Source organism: Niveispirillum sp. CC-CTL257, from assembly GCF_059489915.1.
Map to the genome: position 1 here is coordinate 632,677 of NZ_JCAJXE010000004.1, position 19,920 is coordinate 652,596.

The window sequence follows — 19,920 nt, forward strand, 5'->3', positions numbered from 1 at the left end:
TCTACGCGACCCCCAGGATCTCCATCGGCGTTTCCCGCCCGCGCAGGGTGACGGGGCCAAGGGCGATGGGCGTCACGCCGGGGACGGGCCGGCAGCGTTGCCAGCCGTCGGCAGTCAGGATGAGGTCGCGCCCCGCCTGCTTGGCGATGCCGTCCAGGCGGGCCAGCGAATTGATCGTGTCGCCGAAATAGGTGATTTCGCGGCGCTGATCCCCCACCTGCGCCACGATGACGGGGCCGGCATGCAGGGTGATGCGGAAGCCCAGCTCCACCCCCATTTCCTGTTTCAGGGCCGTCAGAGTGCGACGGATGGCAAGGGCACAGGCGAGCGCCGGTGCATCGGGGCGGCGTGCCGTCAGCCGCCAGCTGATGATGGCCTGATCGCCCACATATTTATCGATGGAGCCGCCATGGGCGCGCACGGGTTCGCCCAGCGCGTGCAGGAAGCGGCCCACGATGCGCATGGCGTCGCGGTCGCCCAGCCTTGCCGCCAGCGCGGTTGAATTAGCCATGTCGATGGCCAGGAACAGGCGTTGTTCCTCCAGCGGCCGGGCATAGCGACCCGTGATCAGGGCGAAGAACACCTGATTGCCGATCAGGCTACGGCTCTGGTCCAACAGCAGCAGCAGGATGACGGAGGCGGCGGAATAGCTGAAGACCTGGAAGAAATCGATATTGGGGCTGTCATCCCCATCTATGCCCACCATTTCCTCCACCGTCAGGGCCAGCGCGATGCCCGCCAGGATCAACAGGATATAGGTGACATAGAGGGCAAGAAGACTGCGCCCGCGCGGCCAGTCCGCCAGACGGTCGCGCCAGACGCGCAACAAAAGCCCATGTTTGAAGGCCAGACACAGGCCGCCGATAAAGGCCCCATGCACCATGGAGACCGGCAGCGACACGCCCGCCCAATGCGCGATGGGAAAGCCAAGCGTGCTGCCGATCAGCAGCAGCAGAGCCCAGGCGCGCAGCCGTCTCCAGACGGGGCCGGCTGGCGTGGTGGCGGCGGAGCGTTCCGGCAGTGAGACCATGGGCGGGGACCGGGAGGCAGAAGCAGGTGCCGCGCAGGTTACCACAGGCCCCCGGCCCGGCCACCATGCGCGCCATCACAGGGGGAAAGACGTGGCGGGCCATCCGTGGGTTTGTTAGGCTGCGCAGATATGCAGCGCGGGGTGGTGCGTGGTCTACGACGTCTTTCTGTCATATCCACGGGTGGAACATGACCGGGTTCTGGCGCTGAAGACGGCGCTGGAGGCGCTGGGCCTGACGGTCTGGATGGACCGGGAGGCGATCCGCGACGGCGCACCGGTGACACAGAGCATCGCCGACGGGCTGGCCCGGTCGCGGGTGTTGCTGGCCTGGTACGCGCCCGCCTATGCCCTGTCCCGCCCGTGCCAGTGGGAACTGACGGCGGCCTATCTGGCGGCACAGCATGAAGGCGGCAAGATCGGGCAGCGGTTGCTGGTCGTGAACCCGGTGGCGGGCACGGCGCATGTCGAACAGGCGCATCTGAAGGATTGTCAGCATCTGTCGGGCCGCGACGATGTGGCGGTGCTGGCGGCACGGGTGCGGGATGCGGTGGAGCGAACACTGCCGCCCTTTGCCCATATCCGCGCGCTTGACGCCCCGCCCTGGCCCGCCGGTCCGCGCCGCAGCGGGTCCAACCGGTTTGTGGGGCGGCTGCGGGAATTGTGGGAGATTCATAACGGCCTGATCGCGGGTGATCTGGCCATCATTTCCGGCAAGCCGGCGGGCAATGATCTGGTCCGGGTGCATGGCATGGGCGGCATCGGCAAGTCGCTGCTGGCCGAGGAATATGCATTGCGGTTCAGCGCCGCCTATCCCGGCGGCATCTTCTGGCTATCGGCCAGCCCCCCGGACAGCCGCACCACGCCGGAACAGCAATATCAGGGCCAGATGCTGGATTTGGCGCTGCGGCTGGGTATGCCGGTTGCGGGGCAGGCGTTTGCGGCCATTGAGGGGGCGTTGCGGCGGCATCTGGAGGGGCAGGGTTCTTATCTCTGGGTTGTTGATGATTTGCCAGCGGGGGCAAAGGCGGACCTGCTGCACCGCTGGCGGGCACCCAGTGCCCAGGGCAAAACCCTGATCACCAGCCGCAGCGGGGGTTTGAGTGGCAATGGCAAGTCCATCCCGCTGGACCGGCTGGATGATGAGGCGGCGTTTGAACTGTTGACCAGCCGCCGAGAAGCCGAGACGGACGCGGAACGGGCGGCGGCACGGGACATCCTGCGCCTGCTGGGCAACCATGCCCTGGCCGTGGATGTGACCGGGGCGGCGGTGCAGGAGATGGGGTTTGGCCCCATGCTGGCCCTGTTGCAACGCCCCGGACAGGATGCGCTGGACCTTGCGGTTGACATGGCGGATGAACTGCCCAATGGGCACGAGAAGGCGGTGGCGGCAACCCTGCTCCATTCCATCGCCCGCATGCCGCCTGCGGCCCTGACAGTCCTGCAAATCGCATCATTGCTGGCCGTGGAACCGATCCCGAGGGAGTTTATCGCGGCGGTGTTGGGCGCACTGAAGGGCGCGGAGGGGCCCGACCCGGTGACCAGCGCCATTGCCATCAAGGCCGCGACCGATGAAGGGCTGTTGGAACGGGTGGATAGCGACAACATCGCCGCCCACATTCTGGTCTCACGCACCATCCGATTTCACCATCCCGTTGGTGAGGGGATGCGGCGGATGGTGGTGGGGGTGATGAATGGAGTGATGCGGGATGCCAAGGATATCCGCGGGCACTACCGGTTGGCCCCTCTGCAGCCCCATGCCTTGGCACTGGTGGAAGGGGTGGAGGATGTGGAGACGGCAACCCTATTGGGTTATATGGGTTGGTTTAAGCGAATAGACGGGTTCTATTCGTCTGCCGTAGATTTATTCAATTCAGAGTGGTTCGTTAGAAAAGAGGTGCAGGGTGAGCATCACATCGACACCTTGATTTCAATGAGTAATCTTGGGTTGTCGCTTCTCAATATGGGAAATTTAACAAGGGCACGTATTATTCAGGAGGAGGAGTTAGAGCTCTGTCGTAAATATCGTGGGAATCATGACGAGCAGACGCTTATTAGCATAAACAACCTCGCCGAAACATTGAGGGCCCAGGGAGATTTTGCTGGGGCAAGAGCGCTTCAAGAGGACGCCCTGGCCGTTCTAAAGTACACATTTGGGTTAGAAAATCAGTTCACGTTAACCATGATGGGTAACTTGGCTGGAACGCTTTGGCTGCAAGGGAAATTGGATGACGCTCAGAAAATACAGGAGCAAGCTCTTTATATTCAAGTCTCAATTTTCGAAGACAAAAAACATATAGATATATTGCGCAGTATGTTAAATCTTGGAAATATATATCAATCACAAGGTAAATTTATACAAGCAATAGATCTTTATCAAAAGGTCTTGCCGGTATGGGTTCGTGATCTCGGTGATGATCATCCAAATACATTAACTTCCATGAGTAATATAGCAGAAGCATACAGATTTAGTGGTAATTTAGAAAGATCACTGGAATTGCATCGTGTCATTTTGCCAGCCAGGATACGTAAATTGGGGGCCAGCCATCCAGAAACCATTGATAGCATGTGTAATTTGGCCTGCGCTCTGTGGCAATCGGGTGAGAAGAATGAAGCAATTTCTTTGCAAAAGGATGCTGTGGATCTGGCTGTAGATGTACTCGGTGTAAGCCATTCGCGTACACAACTATTTGTCGACATCCTTCAGCAGATGCGAGACGCGGGGCCGTCATGACCAACCAGGATTATCTGCTCTCCCCCACCCGCCATGCCGATGAGATTGCCACCGACGCACCGGCGCTGGCGGTGATTTTGCGGGGGGAGCAGGTGGCGACCGCCGCGAAGTTGTTCGAGGTGGCGGATGCCGAGGCGGTGGCTGATCAGCGGGAGTTTCGGGGTCACGCGCGCCGGGCCAATGTGGGGGCGGCGGTGGCGACGTTCCTGGCGGCGGTGGCCTTGGCAGTGCCGGAGGCTTGGCCGGGTTGGGTGGCCGCCACGCTGGCCGTGCTGGGCGGGCTGGCCGGGTTTGTGGCGATGGCTTCGCTGCACTATCTGCGCAGCGGGGAGTTGCTGCAGGCGTGGATGACGCAAAGGGCCAAGGCTGAAAGTCGGCGGCTGGCCTATTTCAGCACCGTGGTGGTGGCGGTGAAGGGCGGGGACGCAGCACTTCTTCTGGACGCGCTGGACTATATCCGCCGGTTTCAGCTGGAGGTTCAGCTTCGTTATTATGAAGGGCGCGGCAAGGAACATCGCGCGCATGGCAAGTGGTTGTTGAAGGTTGGTTCGGTTGCGGTCGGGCTGGGGGCGGTGGGCACGCTGTTCAGCGGGTTTGTCGCCCCCTGGGTGCCTGTGGTCGGCGTGTTCGGGGCGACATTGGCCAGCCTTGTCACCACGCAGGAGGCGATCGGCCAGGATTTGCGCAATGCCGAGCGGTATCGCCGGACCTGGGACAGCCTGATGGAGATACAGGCGCTGTTGGCAAAGGTGCGGCCCAAGGTGCAGGCGGGCGATGCGGAGGCGCTGGAACTGTGGGTTGGTACCCTGCATGAACATCTGTCGGTGGAACACCGGGAATGGCTGGCGCAGGGGGAAAGCACCAAGTCGATGCTGGCGCAGTTGCAGGACAAGCTGAAGGCCCCCGCCCCGACGGATGGGGAGGGGTGAAGGGGGTGGTTTAGCCCCTCTCGTCATCCCCGCTTTCGCGGGGATGACGAGAGGGGTGGCGGGGGAGAGAGGGATGACGAAGGGGTGGGGCGTTGAGCGGGCCTTACCCCAAAATCCCCGGCAGGTTCAGGCCTTTTTCCCGCGCGCAGTCCTTGGCGATGTCGTAGCCGGCGTCGGCGTGGCGCATGACGCCGGTGGCGGGGTCGTTCCAGAGGACGCGTTCCAGGCGGCGGGCGGCGGCGTCGGTACCGTCGGCGACGATGACGACGCCGCTATGCTGGGAGAAACCCATACCCACACCGCCGCCATGGTGCAGGGACACCCAGGTGGCGCCCGAGGCGGTGTTGAGCAGGGCGTTCAGCAGGGGCCAGTCGGAGACGGCGTCGGAACCGTCGAGCATGGCTTCGGTTTCGCGGTTGGGGGAGGCGACGGAGCCGCTGTCGAGATGGTCGCGACCGATGACGATGGGGGCTTTCAGCTCGCCGTTCGCCACCATCTCGTTAAAGGCCAGCGCCAGGCGGTGGCGGTCGCCCAGGCCGACCCAGCAGATGCGGGCGGGCAGGCCCTGGAACTTGATCTTTTCCCGTGCCATGTCCAGCCAGTTATGCAGGTGGGCATTGTCGGGCAGCAGTTCCTTGACCTTGGCGTCGGTCTTGTAAATATCCTCCGGGTCGCCCGACAGGGCCGCCCAGCGGAAGGGGCCGATGCCGCGACAGAAGAGCGGGCGGATATAGGCGGGCACGAAACCGGGGAAGGCGAAGGCGTCGGCTACCCCTTCTTCCAGCGCCATCTGCCGGATATTATTGCCATAATCGAGCGTGGGGACGCCGGCCTTCCAGAAATCCAGCATGGCGCGGACCTGCACGGCCATGGAGGCGCGGGACGCCTTTTCCACGGATTTCGGATCGTCTTCCCGCGCCTTTTGCCATTGATCCAGGGTCCAGCCGGCGGGCAGATAGCCGTTGATGGGATCGTGGGCGGACGTCTGATCGGTGACGGCATCGGGGCGGACGCCACGGCGGACCAGTTCGGGGAAGACATCCGCCGCATTGCCCAGTAGGCCGACGGAGACGGGCTTTTTCGCCTTGCAGCTTTCATCGATGATGGACAGTGCCTCGTCCAGGCTGTCGGTGGCGCGGTCCAGGTAGCCGGTGCGCAGGCGCATGTCGATGCGCGACGGCTGACATTCCACGGCCAGACAGGAGGCACCGGCCATCACGGCGGCCAGCGGCTGTGCCCCGCCCATGCCGCCCAGGCCGCCGGTCAGGATCCAGCGACCCGACAGGCTGCCGCCATAATGACGGCGGCCCACCTCCACAAACGTCTCATAGGTGCCCTGGACGATGCCCTGGGTGCCGATATAGATCCAGCTGCCCGCCGTCATCTGCCCGTACATCATCAGGCCCTTGGCATCCAACTCGTGGAACTTGTCCCAGGTGGCCCAGTGCGGGACGAGGTTGGAATTGGCGATCAGGACGCGCGGGGCATCGGCGTGGGTGCGGAACACGCCGACCGGCTTTCCGGATTGCACCAGCAGGGTTTGGTCATCCTCCAGATTACGCAGCGCCGACACGATGCGGTCGAAACTGGCCCAATCGCGCGCGGCCCGGCCAATGCCGCCATAGACCACCAGTTCCTCGGGCCGTTCGGCCACGTCGGGGTCCAGATTGTTCATCAGCATGCGCAGGGCGGCCTCGGTCAGCCAGGACTTGGCGGTGCGGTCAGTGCCGTGGGGGGCGCGGATCAGGCGGGTATTGTCGATGCGGGTCATCATGTCCTCAGTTACTTTGCGTCCGTCGCCCAGCCGATGCAGGCGGTCAGGATATTGCGCAGGGCCTTTTCCATGGGTGCCGCATAGGCGGTGTCATAGGCGGGGGGCCAATTGTCGGGGGCGGGGTCGTCGTCGGGTTCCAGCAGGTAGCCGCGTGTCGCCAGCTCCATCTGCACCGCATGCACGCCCTTGGCCGGCTGTCCGTAATGGCGGGTGATATAGCCGCCCTTGAAACGGCCATTGGTGACGCGGCTGAACTGTGTGGCGTCACACGCGGCCTCAATCACCCGCGTCAGGCCGGGATCGCAGCTTTTTCCCTCGAACGTGCCGATATTGAAATGCGGCAGCAGCCCGTCGAACAGGCGCGGCACCCAGGACCGGATGGAGTGGCAATCATACAGCACGACGCGCGGATGCGTGCGGCGCAGGCGCAGGATTTCCAGCATCAAGGCGGCGTGATAGGGGGCGTGGAACAGTTCGCGCCGACGCAACACCTCCATCGCGTCGGGTTCCTGGCCGGGATTGTACAGCGGCTCCCCGTCGAAGGTGGTCAGCGGGCAGAGGTCGGTCGTGGCCTGTCCGGGATAGAGGGAGGCCCCATCGGGCGGGCGGTTCACGTCGATCATGGTGCGCGACAGGCTGGTCTGCACAATGGTGGCACCCAGGTCGCGGGCGAAGAAATAAAGCTGCCCCACCCACCAGTCGGCATCCTTGCGCGCCCGCCAGGGATCGGCCAGCGCATCCTCCAGCGCCCAGTCGATCTCCGTTCCCGCATGCGGGATGGAGAGGATCAGGGGGGCGGTGCCCTGATGGATGATCAGCCAGTCGGGTGTTTCGGTCATGGCGATGTCCCTTTGCTGGAGGATGCACTCACTTTCACTGCCCTTATTCGTCATCCCGGCGAAAGCCGGGACCCAGCATAAGCGGCGTCTGCCGCGATACGATTCATATCGGCGCTGACCGCGCCTCACGCTGGGTCCCGGCTTTCGCCGGGATGACGAAAGGGCGTGTTTTCACACCCCCGGCAGTTCCACACCGCCCGCTGTCACCGTCTTGATCAGGGCACCGGTGCGGACCAGGGTCAAGGCGGCGTCGATGTCGGCGTGGAAATAGCGGTCGTCGGTCAGGGTGGGGACGACATCGCGTAGGGTGGCGCGCAGGGATTCCAGAACGGTTGAACTGGTCAAGGGGGCATGGAAGTCGCAGCCCTGGGCTGCCGACAGATATTCGATGGCGATCACGCTGTCGGCGTTGTCCACCATGGATAGCAGGCGGCGGGCACCGTGGGCGGCCATTGAGACATGGTCTTCCTGATTGGCGGAGGTAGGGATGCTGTCGACGCTGGCCGGATAGGCGCGCTGCTTGTTTTCCGACACCAGGGCGGCGGCGGTGACCTGGGGGATCATGAAGCCGGAATTCAGGCCCGGCTTCGGCGTCAGGAAGGCGGGCAGGCCGGACAGGGCCGGATCGACCAGCATGGCAATGCGGCGTTCGGACAGGCTGCCGATCTCGCACACGGCCATGGCGATCATGTCGGCCGCGAAGGCTACGGGTTCGGCGTGGAAATTGCCGCCCGACAGCACGCTGTCATCGTCGGCAAACACCAGCGGATTGTCGGAGACGGCGTTGGCCTCCGTCAAAAGCGTCTGGCCCGCCTGCCGCAGCAGGTCCAGGGCCGCGCCCATCACCTGCGGCTGGCAGCGCAGGCAGTAGGGGTCCTGCACGCGGATATCATCCTCGCGGTGGGAGGCGCGGATGGCAGAGCCGTCCATCAGGCGGCGCAACGTGTCGGCCACTGCGATCTGGCCCTTGTGGCCGCGCAGCAGGTGGATGCGGGGGTCAAACGGCGTGTCGGAGCCTTTGGCGGCTTCTGTGGCGAGTGCCCCGGTGGCGAGGGCCGAGCCGTGCAGGCGCTCGGCTTCGAACAGGCCGGCAAGGGCGTAGGCCGTCGAGAATTGCGTGCCGTTCAGCAGGGCCAGCCCTTCCTTCGGCCCCAGGGTCAGGGGGGAGAGGCCTGCGGCCTTCAGCGCGTCCGCCGCCGGCATGCGGGTGCCGTTGGCGATGACATCGCCATGGCCGATCATGGCGGCGGCCATGTGCGACAGGGGGGCCAGATCGCCGGACGCGCCCACCGAACCCTGGGCCGGAACCACGGGCAGGATATCGTTTGCCAGCAGCGCTTCCAACAGGTCGAGGGTTGCCGGCTTCACCCCGGAGGCACCCACGCCCAGGCTGGAGAGCTTCAGCGCCATCATAAGGCGCAGCACGTTACGCGGCATCGGATCGCCCACGCCGGCGGCATGAGAGAGCACGATGTTGCGTTGCAGCAATTCGAGGTCATCCGCAGCAATCCGCACGGAGGCCAGCTTGCCAAAGCCGGTATTCACGCCATAGACCGGATCACCCTTGGCGATGATGCGGGCGATGGTGGCGGCAGAACGCTCCACCGCCGGGCGGCAGGCGGGGTCCAGCGTCACGGCAGCGCCATTATAGATGCGGCGCCATTCGCCCAAACTGACAGCGCCGGGGCGCAGCGTGACGGACATGGAGTGCGGCATCAGATCCCCCTGTGGATACGGGTATGCAGGGGGTTGAACCCCATGCGATAGACAAGTTCGGCGGGACGCTCAATGTCCCAGATGGCGAGGTCGCATTGTTTGCCGGCCTCCAGCGTGCCGATATCGGCGTGGCGCCCCAGCGCCTTGGCCGCAACGCGGGTGGCCCCCAGCAGACATTCCTCCACACTCATCCGGAACAGGGTGGCGGCCATGTTCAGGGAGAGCAGGAGCGAGGTCAGCGGGGCCGTGCCGGGGTTGCAATCGGTCGCCACCGCCATGGGCACGCCATGGGTGCGGAACAGGTCGATGGGCGGCAGCTTGGTATCGCGCGTGAAATAATAGGCACCCGGCAGCATGACGGCGACGGTGCCGGATTGCGCCATGGTGCGCACGGCGGGTTCATCCACATGTTCCAGATGATCGGCCGACAGGGCACCGCATTGGGCGGCCAGGGCAGCACCATTGAGGTTCGACAGCTGTTCGGCGTGCAGTTTCAGCGCCAGACCATGGGCCTTGGCCGCATGGAAGACGCGGCGCACCTGGGCCAGGGAGAAGCCGATGCCCTCACAGAAACCGTCCACGGCATCGGCCAGCTTATGCTGCGCCACATGCGGGATCATGGTGCGGCAGACCAGATCGATATAGGCGTCGTGATCCTCGGCATATTCCGGCGGAACGGCATGGGCACCCAGGAAAGTGGTGGCGACATCGACGGGGCGGTGGTCGGAGAGCGCGCGGGCGGCGCGCAGCATCTTCACCTCATCCGCCAGGGTCAGGCCGTAACCGGACTTCACCTCCACCGTCGTCACGCCTTCGGCCAGCAGCGCGTCGAGGCGGGGCAGCGCCTCGCAGATCAGCGTATCCAGGGTGGCCGCACGGGTGGCGCGCATGGTGGAGACGATGCCGCCGCCGGCCCGCGCAATCTCCTCGTATGTCGCACCCTGAAGGCGCAGTTCAAATTCATGCGCGCGGTCGCCGGCATGGACCAGATGTGTGTGGCAGTCGATCAGGCCGGGGGTGACCCAGCGGCCGCCCAAGTCCGTGGTTTGTGCGGCGGTGACGGCGGGGGCGTCGGCGGCCGCACCGGCAAAGATGATGCGGCCATTGTGCGCAGCAATCACCCCGTCCTCCACGATCCCCAGACCGGGCAGGTCGGGGCGCATGGTGGCAAGGCGGGCGTGAGTCCAGAGGTGATCAGCCTGCATGGGGGTCTTCCCGCACCTCGTCATCCCGGCGAAAGCCGGGACCCAGGGGCCAGGCGCCCGAGCGTTCAGCAGCGTAATAGCGGGGGAACCCGATCATCGGGCCCGCGACCCCTGGGTCCCGGCTTTCGCCGGGATGACGGGTAAGAAGCGTGTGATCGAAAAATCCATGCCGCATGTCCGACCTTTTCCCCGCTGAACCGTTCATCAAGGCGTCTATCGCGCCCGTTTTCCTTTCTTTTATGTCTATACATAATTAATGTCTATACATTAATATGGGCCTTGAGACGAAATTCGGGGGTATGGGTGATGGCCGGGTTCTGGTTCCAGCAGGCGCTGCTGCCGGGCGGTTGGGCGGATGGGGTGCGGGTGGTGGAGCAGGGCGGCGTGATCGCGTCTGTAACCGTCGGCACGGCCCCTGAACCGACCGACGAGCGTCACGCCATCGCCGTGGCCGGCCTGCCCAACTTGCATTCCCATGCCTTTCAGCGCGGGATGGCGGGGCTGGCGGAGGTGCGGGGGCCGGGGGAGGATAGTTTCTGGACCTGGCGGGAGGTGATGTACCGCTTCGCCCACCGCATCGGCCCGGACGAGATGCAGGCCATTGCCGCCATGGCCTTTGTCGAGATGCTGGAAGGCGGGTTCACGCGCGTGGGTGAGTTCCACTATATCCACCAGGATGTGGACGGTGCCGCCTATGCCAACCCGGCGGAAATGGGCGCAAGGCTGGCCCATGCTGCGGCGGAGACCGGGATTGCCCTGACCCTGCTGCCGGTTCTGTACCAGTATGGTGGTTTCGGCCGGCAGGCACCGGGGCCGGGGCAGAAGCGGTTCATCAACAGCATTGACGGGTTTGCGCGGGTGATGGAGGCCAGCCGGGTGGCGGTGGCCACCCTGCCCGACGGTGTGGTGGGCGTGGCCCCGCACAGCCTGCGTGCCGTCACGCCGGACAGCCTGTCCTTCGTTCCCGCCCTAGCGGCGGGCGGCCCCATCCATATCCATATCGCCGAACAGATCAAGGAAGTGGCCGATTGCCATGCCTGGAGCGGGCAGCGGCCCGTTTCCTGGCTGTTCGATCATGCGGCTGTTGATGGGCAATGGTGTCTGGTCCATGCCACCCATATGGATGCGGCGGAGACGGCGAAGCTGGCGGCGTCCGGGGCCGTGGCGGGCCTGTGCCCCATTACCGAGGCCAATCTGGGGGATGGTATTTTCAACGGGCGGGATTATCAGGCGGCGGGTGGGCTGTTTGGCATCGGGTCGGACAGCAATGTCCTGATCGATGCGGCGGAAGAACTGCGCAGCATGGAATATGCCCAGCGTCTGGCCCATCGGGCACGCAATGTGCTGGGCCGGGCCGATACACCGTCCACGGGACGGGTGCTGTTCGATGGCGCACTGACCGGTGGCGCGCGGGCGCTGGGGCAGGGGGTGACCGGCCTGACATTGGGGGCGGCGGCGGATTTCGTGACGCTGGACGCGACACAGCCCAGTCTGGCGGCCCGGCGGGGTGATGCCCTGCTGGACGGGTTCATCTTTGCGGGACAGCGCATGGTGGACGGGGTTTGGCGGCGGGGCCGGCGCGTGGTAAGCGGGGGCCGCCATATCGTGCGCGACGCCGTCGCCGCCCGTTACCGTCTGGCGCTGGGAACCATTCTGTCATGAGTTTTGACGACACAACCCTATCGCTGCATGCCCGCATCCGGGCCGATATCGAAGGGGCCATTCTGTCAGGCACCCTGAAGCCCGGCGACCGTATCCCGTTCGAACATGAGCTGATGGCGCAGTATGGCTGCGCCCGCATGACGGTGAACAAGGCGCTGACGGGGCTGGTGGAGGCGGGGCTGCTGGAGCGGCGCAAGCGGGCGGGGACCTTTGTGTCGCGTCCGCAGATCCATATGGCGGCCCTGGCCATTCCCGATATCCAGGCGGAAGTGACGGGGCGGGGGCAGATTTACCGCCTGGAATTGCTGTCCCGTGACGTGTTACCGGCAGGGTCGGTCGATCCAGAGCGGATGCGGCCACCGCGCGGAGCCAAGGTGCTGGCGCTCACCTGCCGACATCTGGCCGATGGCGTGCCCTTTGCCGTGGAGGAACGGTTGATCAGTTTGAAAGCCGTGCCGGAAGCAGCAACGGCGGATTTCAACAAAGTGGCACCGGGTTCCTGGCTGCTGGCGCATGTGCCCTGGACGGAAGCCGAACATCGCATCACCGCCGCCCCCGCCGGGCGGTTGGCCGGGGCGTTGGGGGTGGATGAGGGCACGGCCTGCCTGCTGTTGGACCGTCGCACCTGGCGCGGGGATCAGCCTATCACCCATGTGCGGCAGGTGTTTCCGGGGGCAGGGTTCGATCTGGTGGCGCGCTTTACCGGTGCCGGAGGGGCGGGATGAGCGGGGTGTTGCTGCGCGCGGCGGATCGCGCCTGGACAGCGTGGAAGAACGGCGGGGGCGAGACGGCGACGGTGGCCGTCTTCCCGGAAGGGGCTGGCCTGTCGGATTTCGACTGGCGTATCTCCATCGCACGGGTGGATGGGGATGGCCCGTTTTCCGCCTTTCCCGGCATCGACCGGACGCTGACCATCCTGTCGGGCGGGTCGATGGCGCTGAACGGCCATGTGCTGACGCCCGACAGTGCGCCGTTTGCGTTTGACGGGGAGTTGCCGGTGCAGGCGGTGGTGACCGGCGGGCCGGTGCATGACCTGAATGTCATGACGCGGCGGGGGCGCTTTACCCATTCGGTGGCACGCGTGCGGGGGCCGGTGGCGCTGGGCGGGGTGTCGGCGGTGCGGTTGCTGCTGGCGCTGGATAGCGGTTATCGTGGGTTGGGGCGTTGGGACGCGCTGCTGGTCGGGCCTGATGAGGTGGCGTCGGTGACGGGCGAGGGGGCAGGGCTGCTGGTGGTGATTGCGGGGGTGCAGGGGTAAATTAATCCGAAATTCGGATGATGATATTGATCTTGTCCGGATTTCGGATCATGTTTCCCGATGAAAGGGGACGGCATGGCGCGGCTGGATTGTACGGAACTGAACCTGCCGGGCAGCCCTGTGCTGCGGGTGCGGGGCAATGACCATAACCCGCCGCATTTCCATGTCGAACATCCCGATTATGGGGCGCTGGTGACGATCCGCAATCCATCCATCCTTGCCGGCGACATGCCGCTGGCGGTGTGGAAGCAGATCCGGACCTGGACCGCTGATAATCAGGATGTGCTGATCGCGGAATGGAACCGATGCAACCCGTCCCTGAAGACCTGAATCTTGCCGTTGTCTAAGAGGTTTCACGATGACCGCTGTCCCCCTTCCCCGGATCGAGGCCGTTACGGTCGGTGAAAAAGCCACCCTCATAGTGCAATGGCGGGACGGTGGGTCGGATCATGTCGATCTGGCCGGCTGGATCGCCACGGGGGGGAGGATTTTCAGCGACTTATCACGCGCGAGGATTTTGCCACTGCTGCGGTCGGGTCTTTCGGGCTGGCGGTTGAATGGTGCGGGGATGAGGAACTGGCCATCGACAGCTATCACCTGAAGCAACTGGCCGACCAGCAGCGTGGCCTGTCAGGCCGTGATCTGGCGGCGTGGCAGGAGCGCATGCGGGTTTCTAACCAGGAGGCGGCGGATATCCTGGATATCGCGCTCTCCACCTGGCACAGCTATAAGGCGTCACCACAGGTGCCGCGCCCGGTCCAGATCGTCTGCCGCGCCCTGGAACAGGATAAGGTGATGTTCGAAGCCTATTACGTCCCGCGCCGGGCCGGCCGGCCCCGCCAGGATCAGGCGTAAGATTTAACCCGCCGCCCGCGTCCGCCGGTCCAGCAGGAACAGCGTCACCGCGATGGCGGCCATGGGCACCAGCGCCATGTAGAACGCCGTATGCCCGCCCAGCCGGTCGAACAGGAAGCCGGTGACGAAGGAGCCGAAGGTGCCGCCAAGGGCGGAGAACACCACGATCAGGCCGGTCATGGCGGCATGTTCATGCTTGGGCAGGGCCGACAGGATGACGGAATTGATCACCGGGTAGATCGGCGCCATGAACAGGCCGATCAAGGGCAGCATGAAGGCGGCGATGGGAGCGGCCAACCAGTTGGCCTCTGCCATCGGCTGCACCCCGTCGGCCAGCGGCAGGGTCAGCAGGACCAGCGCCGTCATGGCGACCAGACAACCCGCCAGAAACGGGAACCAGCCGATACGGGCCAGGGCCACGCCGGCCCCCAGCCGGCCCAGCGCGATGCCCGCGGCAAAAATGCTGGTGGCCTGGATCGACATGGCGGCGGGCAGGTGCAGCACCTCCGCGTTGAAGGTGGGCAGCCAGGTGCCGATGGCCTGTTCGATCAGGACATAGAGGAAGGCCGAGGCCAGGAACACCACCGCGATGGGGGTGACGGCGAGGTGCGCCATCTGTCGGATGCCGGGCTTGGCATCGGGGGCCTGAGCCTCTCTCTCATCCAGCGGCGTCACGGACCAGAGGGCGGCAGTGGCAAAGGCGATGGCGGACAGGACCCAATAGACGTTGAGCCAGGAGGGATCGGCGGGGTTTTCGTGATTCACGAACAGGCTGAACAGCCAGTAGCTGCCCAGCACGCCCAGCATGAACACGCCCTCAATCGTGTTGGTCAGGCTGGCATGACCTTGTTTGTCGCGCGTCAGCAGGCCGATGGAGGAATAGGCCGCCACCTTCACATGCGCGAAGCCGACACCGATGCAGAAGAACATCAGCTTCATGGCCCAGAAGGCCGACAGGAACGGCATCAGGGCCGCCGCCAGCCCTTCCAGCACCAGGGCGGCGATCATGGCACGGCGATAGCCGATGCGGGGCAGGAAGCTGGCGACGATGAAGCTGGTGATGGCGATGGGCAGGTCCTTGTAGGCCTCCAGCCGCCCCGCCTCCAGCTTGGTCACGCCAAAGCTCTGGATCGATTGCAGGATGACCGTGCCCACTGAATTCAGCAGCATGGCAAAGACCACATAGGTCAAAGCCACCGCCAGTACCGCCCGTCCGTTACGCATGCCGCATATCCTTCCCTGTTCCGTTTTTGTTGGTTTGGCGCTGTTTGTCAAAGGGCCGGTGGTTTGACGGCCAGATAGACCGTGCTCCACAATTGCGCGGCGTTGGATTCCGTTTGATCCCCACCACCCTGGCCGAAGGGGCGGTAGGTGAAGCGGCCCTCCTGCCAGGCCCAGGACCAGAGTTCGGATGTGCGCTGATCGGTCGGGACGGCACGGATCGCCTGCCACAGCGCGCGCTGCGCCGATTGCAGGCGGGTGCGGGTGGCGGCGGGCAGGTCGGTGCGGGCCAGTTGCTGCTCCAGGCCGGCGGCCATCAAGGCCTGCTGCCAGGACCAGATGACGGCCCCGTGATAGTAGCCGGGGCCGAATTCGGCGCGGATGGGGGCGGGTGCCCAGGCGGCGTTGGCGACCACCATACCGGCATCGGTCATCAGACCGGCGGGCAGGCGGTGCAGCAGCGGCGTGACGGCGCGGTCCAGTGTGGCGGCATCCGGGTTCAGGAACAGCAGGGCAAAGCCCGTGTCGGAATGCATGATTGGCAGGGGGTGGCCGTTATCATCCAGGGCCAGCGCATCGAAATGCAGTGGGCCTTGCGGCAGGGGGGCGCTGGGAATGCCCAGTTCGGCGGCGAAGCGGGTGATTGCCGCCTGAGCTTCGGCTGCCGGGATGGTGGCCGCGAACAGGGCGGGGGCCTTGTCGGTCCAGACCCTTGCCACGGGTTCGGCAAGTGACAGGTCACGGCTGTAGGGATAGAGCAGGCCGGATTTATGCAGGCGGGTGATGGCGGTAAGGGCGGCGGGGGCCAGCACGGCATTGACGGAGTAGGAATAGCGGCCACCGGCCAGTCCTTCCTGGCTGTCGCGCCAGTCGCCCACCTTCTGTCCCGCCGGCAGGGGGATCAGGTTGCTGGCGACGGGATTGGCGGCGAAGGCTTGCGCGCGGGTCAGGACAAAAGAGATGTTACGGGCCAGCAGCGCGCCATAGGCCTCACCCGACGGCGTGCGCCGCGCCAGGAAAAGCTGGGCCTCGCGGGCGGGGATGCGTTCCAGATAATCAGCCAGGATGGGGGCCAGCATCAGGTCGTCATCGACCATCTTGTAGTCAAAGATGGGATCGGCGCTGTTGCTGCCCTGTTCCAGGCGGTGGCGCAGGACGGCGAATTCGCCCACATCCTCCTCATGCGCGACATCGCCGGTCGGGCTGAGCCGTTCCAGGACCGCACCCAGCCCGGCCTCAATGGCGGCGGGTTGCAGGACCGGCATCAGCAGGCGCAGCGACATCAGCGTGTCGCGCCCGAAATAGGTGTTATAGGCCCAGGACCCGGCCATAAGCTTTTCCCGGTAGCTGAGGAAATCCAGCACCTGCCGGGCCTTCTGGTCCGGCGCGGCGCGGTCGGTCAGCAGGTCGGAGAGTGCGATGGGGGTCAGGGGTGTTTCGCCGCTGGCCGCCGTCAGTTTCAGGCGCAGGGCGGTGTCGGGGGTAGAGAGCGTGACGGTGCCGTCCGGGTTGGTCGTGGCGGAGCCGTTCAGCGGGGACAGGGTCAAAAGGAAGCCGGCGGCACCGTCCAGTCGGTCGCGCTGCCAGCGGACAGCAGTGCCATCAAGGGTGGGCTTGGTGTCGACCAGGGGCTGGTGCGCGGACGAATGCTGAAAGTCGCGTAGAACCCGGATGCTGGACAGGATTGCATGGCGGATTGTCAGCTGGGATGCCACGACCGTCACCGTTGTTTCGACGCCGTGCAGGGGGCGACCCTTAGCGTCGGGGATGGTGATGGGGGACAGGGGGCCGGCGGTGATCGACGCCTTGGCATCGCTCCACAGGCCGATGCCGGCATTGCCGGCGGGGAAGGTCACGACGATCCGGCCAGCACCAGCCACTAGATGGGTGGAGACGGAACCGTCACGCAGGAACAGGTTCTGGTGCTGCCCGACCGTCAGGTCGAAACGCAGCGCATCATCGCCCTTTGCGGGGCCCGCCAGAAGCAGGGCCAGCAGCGGCAGGGCCTTGCCGAGGCGGGTCAGGCGGGGCATGGGGCGGACTCCGAAATCGCTATTTTCGTCATCCCGGCGGAAGCCGGGACCCAGGGGTAGAAGATAAAACCGTGAGGCAGTGTGGATCGAAGTTGCCGATAGGTTGGGCACCTGGCCCCTGGGGCCCGGCTTTCGCCGGGATGACGCTGTTGAGGGTGTATCCCCGCGTAGGCGGGGATACACCCTACGACCTTAGAACTTGGTCGCCACCGACATCTTCACGTTACGCCCGAAGATCGGGCGGCCCATGAAGACGCCGCCCTGGTTGGCGTTGCCGATGATGCGGGCATTGCCCTCGGTCAGGCCCAATTCGTCCGTCAGGTTGGTGCCCGACAGCATGACCGTCACGTCATCACCGATATCGGCGGAGATGCCGGCATCGATGGTGTTGAAGCTGGGCAGGCGCTGGGCATTCTCCACATCGGCCCAACGCGCGCCGGTGTAGTTGTAGCTGGCGAAGAAGCGCAGCTTGCCCCAATCCATCGGCACATCATAGGAGGGCGAGAAGGTGAACTGGAATTTCGGCTGGCGGTGGACCTGATTGCCGCTGTTGGCACCGAAATCCTCAAACTCGCCCTTCTGGTAATTGCCGCGCAGGGCCAGTTCCAGGTTCTCGATCGGGCTGGCCATCAGCTCAAACTCGATACCGTAAGCCTTGGAGCCGCCGATGCGGGTGATCTGGCTCTGGCTGCCATCGGGATTAACGACGAACTGTCCGAAGGGCAGGCCCTTGAACTTGTTATGGAAGAAGGTGACGTAGGCGGCATAGTCGCGGGTGCGGGTCTTCAGACCGATTTCCTGCTGATCGATCTTCTGCGTCTGGTCCTGGCCGTCACGCAGATTGTCGAACTGCGGGAACTTGAAGCCGCTGTTCAGGCGACCGAACACCGACAGATCGCCCGTCAGGTAATAGTTCACGCCCGCCGTCCAGGATGTTTCCGTGTTGGAATAGTCCATGGTGCGGAAGGAACCGTTCAGGACGGAGGTAGAGTTGTTGGACAGCGTCAGCGGATTGCCGTCCAGATCGACGTTGGACACGTTTTCCAGCGTGGCATCCACCTTCTGCTGTTCGACGCGGCCGCCGATATCGACGCGCAAATCATCGGTCAGCGCCCATTCATCGGCAATGAAGGCGGCGATGTTGCGGCCATTATAGCTGGCATTCACATCATAGAAGGAGGTGCCGACGAAGCCGTTGCGGGTAACCTTGGCACCGTTGTTCAGTGTCAGATTGATCAGCCGTGCATTCGGCGTGGCCGTCATCAGGACGTTATTGCCCAGATACCAGAGATCCTTGGACGAATAATCCGCGAAATAGGCACCGATGGTGATGGTGTTGCCGTCGAACACTTCCCGGCTGAAGCGGATATCGTCGGTGAAGCTTTCCAGGTCCTTGTCCACCGACCAGAGGCCCGCCGTGATCACCTGCATATTCATATCGGTGATGGCGGCCCCGCCATTGGCGAAGCTGGCGGAACCGGCCGTGGCGGTGCTGCCGGCGGCGGCAACCACGGCGGCATTGCTGTTGGCCGAGCTGATCTGGCCGCTGATGAAGCTGCCCAGGGTCTGCGGGTTCGCACCTGTGAACAGGCCACGCGTGTCGGCCTGACCCTTCATGTAGTTCATCTTGTTGCTGACCGTCCAATCCCCGAAGGTCAGGTCGATCGTGTTGCCGACCAAGGCGACATTGGCACCACGGCCATCGGCGAAATCGCGGCGGATGGTGCCGGGCGTGGCACCGGGGCTGACCTCCAGCACGACATTGCGCAGCTCATTGCCCAGGAAGGTGCCAGTGCCGGCATCAAAGCCCGGAAACTCCTTGATGGTCTTGCCATTGTTGGAGGAGAGCAGCGGGATGGCGGTGTAGAAGGCGTTCTTGTCGTTGGTGTAACGACCGTAGAAGGTGACCTCGCCGTTTTCCAGGACCTTGGTGATATTGCCGCTGATCTGACCGCCGCGGTCGGCGGGGAATTCGGTGTCACGGATGCCGTCCGACGTGCGGTAGAAGCCGCCGACCGAGAACAGCAGATCCTTGTCCAGCGCACCCTGATAATAGGTGTCGAAACGGTACAGGCCCTCATCCCCTACGGTCAGTTTCAGGCTGCCCTCGGGATCTTCCTTACCCTTGCGCTGGATGAAATTGATGGTCGCACCCGGCTGACCGTTGGAGAAGATGGGCGAGGGACCGCCGCGCAGCACCTCCACCCGCTCTACCGTGTCGTCCAGGCGGAACAGCGAGCTGTTTTCCAGGAAGGAAAGGGTGGGCGGCGGGAAGATGGGCGATCCGTCCAGCTGCACCGTGATGAAGGGCGCATCGCCGCCGCCGGGGAAGCCGCGCACGTCGATATTGGCACCGGTGGTGCCAGACGAGCTTTCAACCCAGACGCCGGGGACGATCTTCAGGAGGTCGGCGGTGCTGGCCGGCTGCTGTTCCGCGATGGCTTCGGCATCAGCGGTGGTGATGGAGAAGCTGGCATCCAGCTTCTTGATACCGTCGGAACGCGCCACGCCGGTGACGATGATTTCTTCCAGCAGGCCACCCTGGGCGGCTTCCTGCGCCTGGGCAGCGCCGATGGCGGGCAGCAGCAGGGCCGCGAAGGCAGCACCCGTCAGCAGCTTCTTGTCAAACTTAGTCATAGGGACCTCCCGTATGAGCATCACCCGGAT

General features: G+C 64.5%; 15 protein-coding genes. 7 read left to right on the plus strand and 8 right to left on the minus strand.

The features are described from left to right. Nucleotide 1: 1 nt before the first annotated feature. Nucleotides 2-1,030 (minus strand): adenylate/guanylate cyclase domain-containing protein, encoded by a 1,029-nt coding sequence (locus ABC729_RS23295; RefSeq protein WP_495610001.1) that lies wholly within the window; start codon nt 1,028-1,030, stop codon nt 2-4. A 148-nt stretch (nt 1,031-1,178) separates the two neighbouring features. On the opposite strand from ABC729_RS23295, the gene ABC729_RS23300 reads away from it, so the two are divergent. Together ABC729_RS23300 and ABC729_RS23305 are read left to right on the plus strand one after the other, a co-directional pair. Next, on the plus strand, nt 1,179-3,761 hold the full coding sequence (locus ABC729_RS23300; RefSeq protein ID WP_495610002.1) for a tetratricopeptide repeat protein: 2,583 nt from the start codon (nt 1,179-1,181) through the stop codon (nt 3,759-3,761). Beyond that, the gene (locus ABC729_RS23305) at nt 3,758-4,690 is read left to right on the plus strand and encodes a hypothetical protein (protein WP_495610003.1); all 933 of its coding nucleotides are present in this window, start codon (nt 3,758-3,760) and stop codon (nt 4,688-4,690) included. The genes ABC729_RS23300 and ABC729_RS23305 overlap by 4 nt, the downstream gene beginning before the upstream one ends. A gap of 103 nt (nt 4,691-4,793) precedes the next feature. Here the strand turns inward: ABC729_RS23305 and hutU are convergent, their stop codons facing one another. The 4 genes from hutU to hutI form a co-directional block, all read right to left on the minus strand. Then, nucleotides 4,794-6,464 (minus strand): urocanate hydratase, encoded by a 1,671-nt coding sequence (gene hutU / locus ABC729_RS23310; protein WP_495610004.1) that lies wholly within the window; start codon nt 6,462-6,464, stop codon nt 4,794-4,796. Between the two features lie 8 nt (nt 6,465-6,472). Continuing rightward, nucleotides 6,473-7,303, minus strand: a complete 831-nt coding sequence (gene hutG / locus ABC729_RS23315; RefSeq protein WP_495610005.1) for an N-formylglutamate deformylase — start codon at nt 7,301-7,303, stop codon at nt 6,473-6,475. Between the two features lie 171 nt (nt 7,304-7,474). Next, nucleotides 7,475-9,019 (minus strand): histidine ammonia-lyase, encoded by a 1,545-nt coding sequence (gene hutH / locus ABC729_RS23320; protein ID WP_495610006.1) that lies wholly within the window; start codon nt 9,017-9,019, stop codon nt 7,475-7,477. Continuing rightward, nucleotides 9,019-10,224 (minus strand): imidazolonepropionase, encoded by a 1,206-nt coding sequence (gene hutI, locus ABC729_RS23325; protein ID WP_495610007.1) that lies wholly within the window; start codon nt 10,222-10,224, stop codon nt 9,019-9,021. The genes hutH and hutI overlap by 1 nt, the downstream gene beginning before the upstream one ends. A 306-nt stretch (nt 10,225-10,530) precedes the next feature. Here hutI and ABC729_RS23330 point away from each other — a divergent pair, with 306 nt between their 5' ends. The 5 genes from ABC729_RS23330 to ABC729_RS23350 all read left to right on the plus strand — a co-directional run bounded on the left by ABC729_RS23330 (nt 10,531) and on the right by ABC729_RS23350 (nt 13,999). Further along, nucleotides 10,531-11,886 carry a formimidoylglutamate deiminase gene (locus ABC729_RS23330; RefSeq protein WP_495610008.1) on the plus strand — a complete coding sequence of 452 codons (1,356 nt, stop codon included), beginning with the start codon at nt 10,531-10,533 and terminating at the stop codon, nt 11,884-11,886. Then, entirely contained in the window at nt 11,883-12,611 is a 729-nt protein-coding gene (gene hutC, locus ABC729_RS23335; RefSeq protein WP_495610009.1) for a histidine utilization transcriptional repressor HutC, read from the plus strand. Before ABC729_RS23330 ends, hutC begins: the two co-directional genes overlap by 4 nt. Next, entirely contained in the window at nt 12,608-13,144 is a 537-nt protein-coding gene (locus ABC729_RS23340) for a HutD/Ves family protein (protein WP_495610010.1), read from the plus strand. Before hutC ends, ABC729_RS23340 begins: the two co-directional genes overlap by 4 nt. Before the next feature lie 75 nt (nt 13,145-13,219). Then, nucleotides 13,220-13,474 carry a DUF4160 domain-containing protein gene (locus tag ABC729_RS23345; RefSeq protein ID WP_495610011.1) on the plus strand — a complete coding sequence of 85 codons (255 nt, stop codon included), beginning with the start codon at nt 13,220-13,222 and terminating at the stop codon, nt 13,472-13,474. Nucleotides 13,475-13,570: 96 nt separating this feature from the next. Next, on the plus strand, nt 13,571-13,999 hold the full coding sequence (locus tag ABC729_RS23350) for a DUF2442 domain-containing protein (RefSeq protein WP_495610012.1): 429 nt from the start codon (nt 13,571-13,573) through the stop codon (nt 13,997-13,999). Between the two features lie 3 nt (nt 14,000-14,002). On the opposite strand, the gene ABC729_RS23355 is transcribed toward ABC729_RS23350, so the two are convergent. From ABC729_RS23355 to ABC729_RS23365, 3 genes are all read right to left on the minus strand, one after another. Continuing rightward, complete coding sequence (locus ABC729_RS23355) at nt 14,003-15,223, minus strand: MFS transporter (RefSeq protein ID WP_495610013.1); 1,221 nt, start codon at nt 15,221-15,223, stop codon at nt 14,003-14,005. Nucleotides 15,224-15,270: 47 nt separating this feature from the next. Continuing rightward, nucleotides 15,271-17,253 (minus strand): hypothetical protein, encoded by a 1,983-nt coding sequence (locus ABC729_RS23360; protein WP_495610014.1) that lies wholly within the window; start codon nt 17,251-17,253, stop codon nt 15,271-15,273. A 192-nt stretch (nt 17,254-17,445) separates the two neighbouring features. Next, on the minus strand, nt 17,446-19,890 hold the full coding sequence (locus tag ABC729_RS23365) for a TonB-dependent receptor (RefSeq protein WP_495610015.1): 2,445 nt from the start codon (nt 19,888-19,890) through the stop codon (nt 17,446-17,448). Between the last annotated feature and the right edge of the window lie 30 nt (nt 19,891-19,920).